This window comes from Vibrio sp. 2433-A1 (genome assembly GCF_056726085.1).
In genome coordinates, this window is sequence record NZ_JBRESC010000053.1 from 1 (window position 1) to 5,973 (window position 5,973).

Here is a 5,973-nt window from a genome sequence, read left to right on the forward strand (position 1 = left end):
TGCCAAGATTCGTGGGTTGCCTCATTGGTTTTCAGTGTTGGTTGGTGGTGAGTTTCACTGGCTTAAAGTGTGGAAAGGACTAGTCAATCGAAGCTTTCATTTTTGCTGTCAGCTCGCAGCTTTTAGTATTCCGGTTCAAAAGCTACTTCGTCGCTGAAAAGACGCATTTCGTGGATGTTGAAACCTAGGCTGTAACATAGCGGCTTCAGTTGTTCTTGAATCACAAAAAGTCAGTGGGTGATTGGTTGCTTATCGTGTTTAAGGTATTCTGTTTTCAAACCAAGTTAGTGAGTGGGTAGGAAAATTTGCCTAACAAACAATTCAAGCTGATTCGCAACGCTCGGCGCTTTCGGTTTCAATTAGTTTGGTGATTACGGTGAAGTGTTTGAGTGCTTTGGCAGCGTTGCTCACAACTTAATTGGGCGTTAGAGCACTGCTATAAATTAGCCTCTCCGGAACTTGGAGAGGCTATATCTTTCAGGTTATTGCGTTATTTCGTCGAACTACGTACGAGGAAGCACCAGCATTTATAACCGTAGTCATTTGCATCAAGCAGCTCCTCACTGTTTTTCTTACGACGATAGCGACATTTCACCCACTTGTAACCAATTGGGGCTTCACCTATTTGGATATCTTTCATGATAACTCCTTCCTCCGCAACGGTTACCGTGTTACGGATATAGCTTTTTAGAAAGGAATTTGCTATCTTAGTTACGCCAATGTTCGGATAGCAGGTAACCATTCCTATTGTTCGAATCGACAGGACTTTCGAAAGGAAGTCCTGTTTTTATTTCTCGTTTACTAAAGCCTTCACCATCGAGGCAATACGTTCAGCCTCTTCTGCAGTTAAGTTAGTAGGTAAGTCAGAAATTTTAACCATTACTCCTGCTCGCAATGGAAAGGGGAGTGTGTATGTTTCTACCTTGTCTTGCATCACGCTAGCTTTATCCTCGCGGTTAGTTTCGGTCTTTTCAACCATGTCGTTAGTTTGGCTTTTAGAAGCATTATTCACGTATTTTTTGAACTCTGAAATACCTCTATTCAGGCGACTTTTATATGTACCTAGGCTTCCTGCGGAAGGTTCTTTCCCTGATTCTGTTTTACGAGCTTTAAACATCTCTAGAAGTTCTTGGGTTTCGAACTTTGTAATGTCTTTAGCCTCTTCTTCTGTTAAAACAGAAAGCACATTTAAGACGCTTTTCCAGTTAGCAAGCTTAGAACCTTCTGCGATCTTGTTCTTTTCAACGTGATCAATAAAGTTTTTGTAATTGTCTACTGAGTAGTCCAAGTTTGACATAACTACCTCCTTCTTTGATTTACACCTAGTCTACGATCGAATCCAGATTGATTCAACCCAAGGATTGAATAAAAATCAAAAAAGATTTTTGATAAATCATTTTTGATTTGTGCTAGTTGTCTTTCTTTAATTAGTGAAGGATTCAAGTGCTCTAACAAGCAATTTAAGAGGGATTCACAACGCTTGGCACTTTTGCTTCTACTTCAGTTTTAGTGTTTATGGCACAATGCGTCAGGTTTGGGTGGCGGCGTTGTTCACCCCTTAATTGGGCGTTAGTCGCCAGAAAAAGCTTGCAGTCAAAATCATGTTTCTAAGCTCAAAACTTGGTGACTGATTGCTTGGTTCATTGTTCGATCTTCGATGGTCAAAGCTCAGTTTCATCGGTCCTAAATCAATATGTTGCTATTTTCCAAGCGGTTGTTTCGTTCTCTGATGCTGACAGAGCAGGGCAATCGAGAGTCTGTTTTTGGTTGCAACTCCGCTCGGTGAGTTTGTTGGGTACAAAAGCAGTTTTACTCGCTGAAATGACGTTTTCTCTGGTGTTGTAAGTTCCACGTGGTTTCAGTGACTTTGTTGAAAGTCCGCACTGTGAGATTGGCTTTCCAAAAACGCTTTTTGGTGTTGTCAGTCCGTTTTCTGCGGCGTTGTTTGTTCCAAGTGGTTTCATTGAATAGCCGCTTTGAGACTACGCCTGACTTAAGTGCATCAAAGCACATAAAGTTTGTTGTTCGCAAAGTTTAGTTTGGCTTAAAATTGTCGCTCGGTGCCTCGCGACTAACAAACTGTTTAAGAGTGATTCGCAACGCGTGGCATTTTTATTATGCGTTGAATTTAGTGTTTAAGGTGGTATGCGGCGGCTTCGGTATTGCGTTGCTCACACCTTAACAGGGCGTTAGGCAAAGGGCAGGAAAGTTCTTTGTTCTAATCTTCTTGCTCCCTCTGGCAGTCCGTTTCTCAAAGTCGGCAATTCAGCATTGTCGGCTCAAATTCTCGAACCTCTCCAACCGTAAAACATGCCAAAGTTCGTAGGTTGCCTCATTGGGTTTCAGTGTTGGTTGGTGTTGAGCTTGACTGGCTTAAAGTGTGGAAAGGGCAAGTTAGTCGAAGCTTTCGTTATTGCTGTCATTTCGCAGCTTTGAGTTTCTCAGGTTCAAAAGCTACTTTGTCGTTGAAAGGCTGTGTTTCGTGAATGTTGAAAGTGAGGCTGTAACATAGTGACTTCAGTGGTTCTTGAATCACAAAAAATCAGTGGGTGATTGGTTGCTTATCGCCTTTAAGGTATTCTGTTTTCAAACTAAGTTAGTGAGTAAGCAGAAAATTTGCCTAACAAACAATTCAAGCTGATTCGCAACGCTCGGCGCTTTCGGTTTCAATTAGTTTGGTGATTACGGTGGAGTGCTTAGGCAATGTGGCAGCGTTGCTCACAACTTAATTGGGCGTTAGTTTGCAAGAGGAAAAACGCAGCTATATCGCAAGATCTAGTGGTAAAAGCTCAAAGTTGAAATTGTCGTATTGGCTTTCAATTATAGTGTTAACTAGCGTGGTGAAAATTCAAAATAGGCATCGTTTCAACGGTTGATTTGTTTTTTGGTGCGGCGACTTTTAGGTTACCTGAGTCGAACTTTTTTGCTGAAACTCTGCTCGTTGAGTCTGTTGGTACAAAAGCCGATCTACTCGCTGAAATAGCGTTTTCTCTGGTGTGGTAAGTTCATGTGGTTTCAGTGGCTTTGTTGAAAGTCCGCATTGTGAGATTGGTTTTCCAAAAGCGCTTTTTTGTGTTGTTAGTTCGTTTTCTGCGGCGTTGTTTGTTCTACGTGGTTTCATTGAGTAGCCGCTTTGAGACTACGCCTGACTTAAGTGCATCAAAATACATAAAGTTTATTGTTTGCAAAGTTTTAAATAACGTAAAATCAACACTTTGGGTTTGCAAACTAACAAACTGCTCAAGAGGGATTCGCAACGCGTGGCATTTTTACTATGCGTTGAATTTAGTGATTAAGGTGGTTTGCGGCGGCTTCGGTATTGCGTTGCTCACCCCTTAGCAGGGCGTTATGAGCTAAAGGCTACACGTGAAATATTAGGGCACTATCGCTTTGGGCTTAGTTAAAGTAATCTATTGATTACAGCATATATTGCCACTACGAACCAACACCAAAAACCTAGCGTGTTAGCCCACATGAGTACCTTAAATTTCAATGAACTAGTGGTTGAACGATGGCGAATGAACGGATATGTAAGGCAGTAGTTAATTAAACGAGATATTATGCTGTATGGCAGCGTGTTTTGATAATTTGCATGTAGTAAATCTGCGTTTTTGGCTAGTTGTTTATCAATCCAAATAATACGTTTTACGTCCCCTAATGACAGAACTATACCGGCAATACTAGCTAGTATTGCCCATATTAGCGCATAGAAACCAAGTAAACCTAAAATGATGATGCGAATAGGTTCTATATACTCCATTAGAAAACGCCCTCTAATATTTCGTCGCTTAGTTCCTTCATGTCTAGAACCATTTCATAGATAATATCACCAGCCACATTGCCGATGTTTGTCCCTGCAATCCCGCCTATGGCACCACCTACAGCGAAGGCACCAATAGAAGCGACTGCTACAACAGGAGTTGAGGCTGTGCCTAAAATTAGTAACACTCCGCCGACGGCTAGTGTTGCTACCTTACCACCTAAAGCTAGGCCACCAAGAAATCCACCTATCTCTTGTGCAACGGTCTTACCGCAATTGCCTTCACTATCAATATTGCATGCGTCATAGATATTATTCACGCCACTAGCGACACCTAAACCTATACCAATATAACCGACGCCTTTTGTCGCGGATACACCAATGGAAACATTGGCAATTCGTTTACCAAGGTTTTTAACAAAACCTGATTTCAATATCTCGTCAGCGTTATGAATCACTGATTTAGTCGACAGTTTGAGGTTGCGTTTTACTTGTGTATAAACAGGTAGCTGCACTGTACGCTTTGATAGTGCAGCGAATGAACCGTCTAATTTCTTGAATAGTTCGGCACGCTGAGAGACAAATGAGCCATAATTGACTCCGCCAGTACGGCTTGCCATGGCTACTTGACCAGCGTATAGGTCATTAATCTCTAACAAGACATCGTTAATATTATTTAAATGTTGCTGTACTGCTGCTGTAGCCATGCCAAGGCCTGTAGAAGCGTGGGCGTAGAGGTCAGGGGTATTATCATTGGTATCAGCTTCTTGAATATCTGGTTGTTGGTTTGCGTAGTGGTCAAGAAGCTCTAAGTGTCGACTGACCATCGACACGTGCTCATCGCTGAGCTTACCTAGTTCTTTACTGGCCGCAGTAGCTTCCTCCTTTAGCTCTGCTAAAGCTTGCTTGTCTTTTGGGGTAGTGGGTTCACTTGTTGGAACAATAATGATTTCACCCTGTTTCACAGGGTTGTTCAGGTGTCCGTTACATTGTTTGATATAGCGCTTTTGTGTGTTGGTTGTTTCGGCAGTAAACAGTTCTTCCCAGACCTGTTCAATTGGTCTGGTTTGCGAGTTTTGTGTCCATCCAAGTAAGAATTGGCTCTGTTTTTCAGCTTGTAGTTTTGCCCAGCCTTTTTCTGCTTCTTCGTATCGTTCTTGGCGTTGTCGTTCGATTTTCTCTCTAGTCGTTTCTTTGGGTACAACAGGCTCAGGTACAGTGTGAACAGAGGCAAACTTAGAACCTGAAGCAAAGTTCTTTCTTGTTGCCGCTTCTATAGCAGCCCTGCTGGCTTGCACTTTTCTGTTGTTGTCGCATGAAGCACAGGTACAGGTTTTAGGGTCTTTCCAAATTGGACAGCGGTATTCTCGTTGTTTTATCATCGTAAGCCGAGGTTTTGACGTTGTAATGTGGTGATAATACCCCTAAAAGTTCACAGGTAAAAACTTGCCCAAAACGAGACATAGTCACCCCCTTTAAAACGCTCATAACAAGCAATTTAAGAGGGATTCATAACGCTCGGCATTTTTGCTTCTACTTCAAATTTAGTGTTTATGGCACAATGCTTTAGGTTTGGGTGGAAGCGTTGCTCACCCCTTAATTGGGCGTTATATGCTTCCGTCAGTAGAAGGAATAGAACTTATGTCACTCTATGAGAAACGAAATAGCAATTCGCAGCAAGAAGACGCGATGTTAGTTGCTTCGGATTCTTGGTTTACAGTCAAATTTGCCCAAGAAGCAGCAAAGTCTTGGAAGCGTATTATCGTACTCTTCGTTGTTGCCATTCTATGTTTGTTTGCACCAGCATTGGGCCTTATTGTATCTGCTATCAATGCTTTGTTTTCGTAAATACATAAGGAATCGTCTGAAAGGTAGGTAAGTGCCACTTAAAGAAGTCGTATTTTCATATTCAAGTACGCATATAACAAGCAATTTAAGAGGGATTCACAACGCTTGGCACTTTTGCTTCTACTTCAGTTTTAGTGTTTATGGCACAATGCTTTAGGTTTTGATGTAAGCGTTGTTCACCCCTTAATTGGGCGTTATGGTGATGAAGCTCCAGCCTTTAAAAACTGGAGCTAGAACTACTAGTAGCAACCGTATTCATTGCAAGTTGAAGAGAAGTAATTACCGTCTGAGTCAGTACCTGTAGTGAATGTACTATTACCTATCTTGTTTGTGGTGCTGTTCCAAGAGCTGCCATTTGCTGATGT

At 41.9% G+C, this 5,973-nt stretch carries 4 protein-coding genes and 1 pseudogene; 1 reads left to right on the forward strand and 4 read right to left on the reverse strand.

Translation table 11 applies throughout. The annotated features are described in order from the left end of the window. Positions 1-490 precede the first annotated feature (490 nt). The 4 genes and pseudogenes from ACU01J_RS21325 to ACU01J_RS21340 form a co-directional block, all read right to left on the reverse strand. Complete coding sequence (locus ACU01J_RS21325; RefSeq protein ID WP_481087422.1) at positions 491-640, reverse strand: hypothetical protein; 150 nt, start codon at positions 638-640, stop codon at positions 491-493. 147 nt (positions 641-787) lie between these two features. Further along, complete coding sequence (locus ACU01J_RS21330) at positions 788-1,297, reverse strand: hypothetical protein (RefSeq protein ID WP_481087423.1); 510 nt, start codon at positions 1,295-1,297, stop codon at positions 788-790. 402 nt (positions 1,298-1,699) lie between these two features. After that, positions 1,700-1,964: pseudogene (locus ACU01J_RS21335) on the reverse strand (hypothetical protein). 1,795 nt (positions 1,965-3,759) lie between these two features. Continuing rightward, positions 3,760-5,142 carry a hypothetical protein gene (locus ACU01J_RS21340; RefSeq protein WP_481087424.1) on the reverse strand — a complete coding sequence of 461 codons (1,383 nt, stop codon included), beginning with the start codon at positions 5,140-5,142 and terminating at the stop codon, positions 3,760-3,762. A gap of 259 nt (positions 5,143-5,401) precedes the next feature. Here ACU01J_RS21340 and ACU01J_RS21345 point away from each other — a divergent pair, with 259 nt between their 5' ends. After that, positions 5,402-5,608, forward strand: a complete 207-nt coding sequence (locus ACU01J_RS21345; RefSeq protein WP_230300021.1) for a hypothetical protein — start codon at positions 5,402-5,404, stop codon at positions 5,606-5,608. Positions 5,609-5,973 lie beyond the last annotated feature (365 nt).

Excerpts from the sequence above, each read along its gene's own strand:
- ACU01J_RS21340 (WP_481087424.1), bottom strand. The coding sequence starts at position 5,142 with ATGATAAAACAACGAGAATACCGCTGTCCAATTTGGAAAGACCCTAAA.
- ACU01J_RS21345 (WP_230300021.1), top strand. The coding sequence starts at position 5,402 with ATGTCACTCTATGAGAAACGAAATAGCAATTCGCAGCAAGAAGACGCG.
- ACU01J_RS21325 (WP_481087422.1), bottom strand. The coding sequence starts at position 640 with ATGAAAGATATCCAAATAGGTGAAGCCCCAATTGGTTACAAGTGGGTG.
- ACU01J_RS21330 (WP_481087423.1), bottom strand. The coding sequence starts at position 1,297 with ATGTCAAACTTGGACTACTCAGTAGACAATTACAAAAACTTTATTGAT.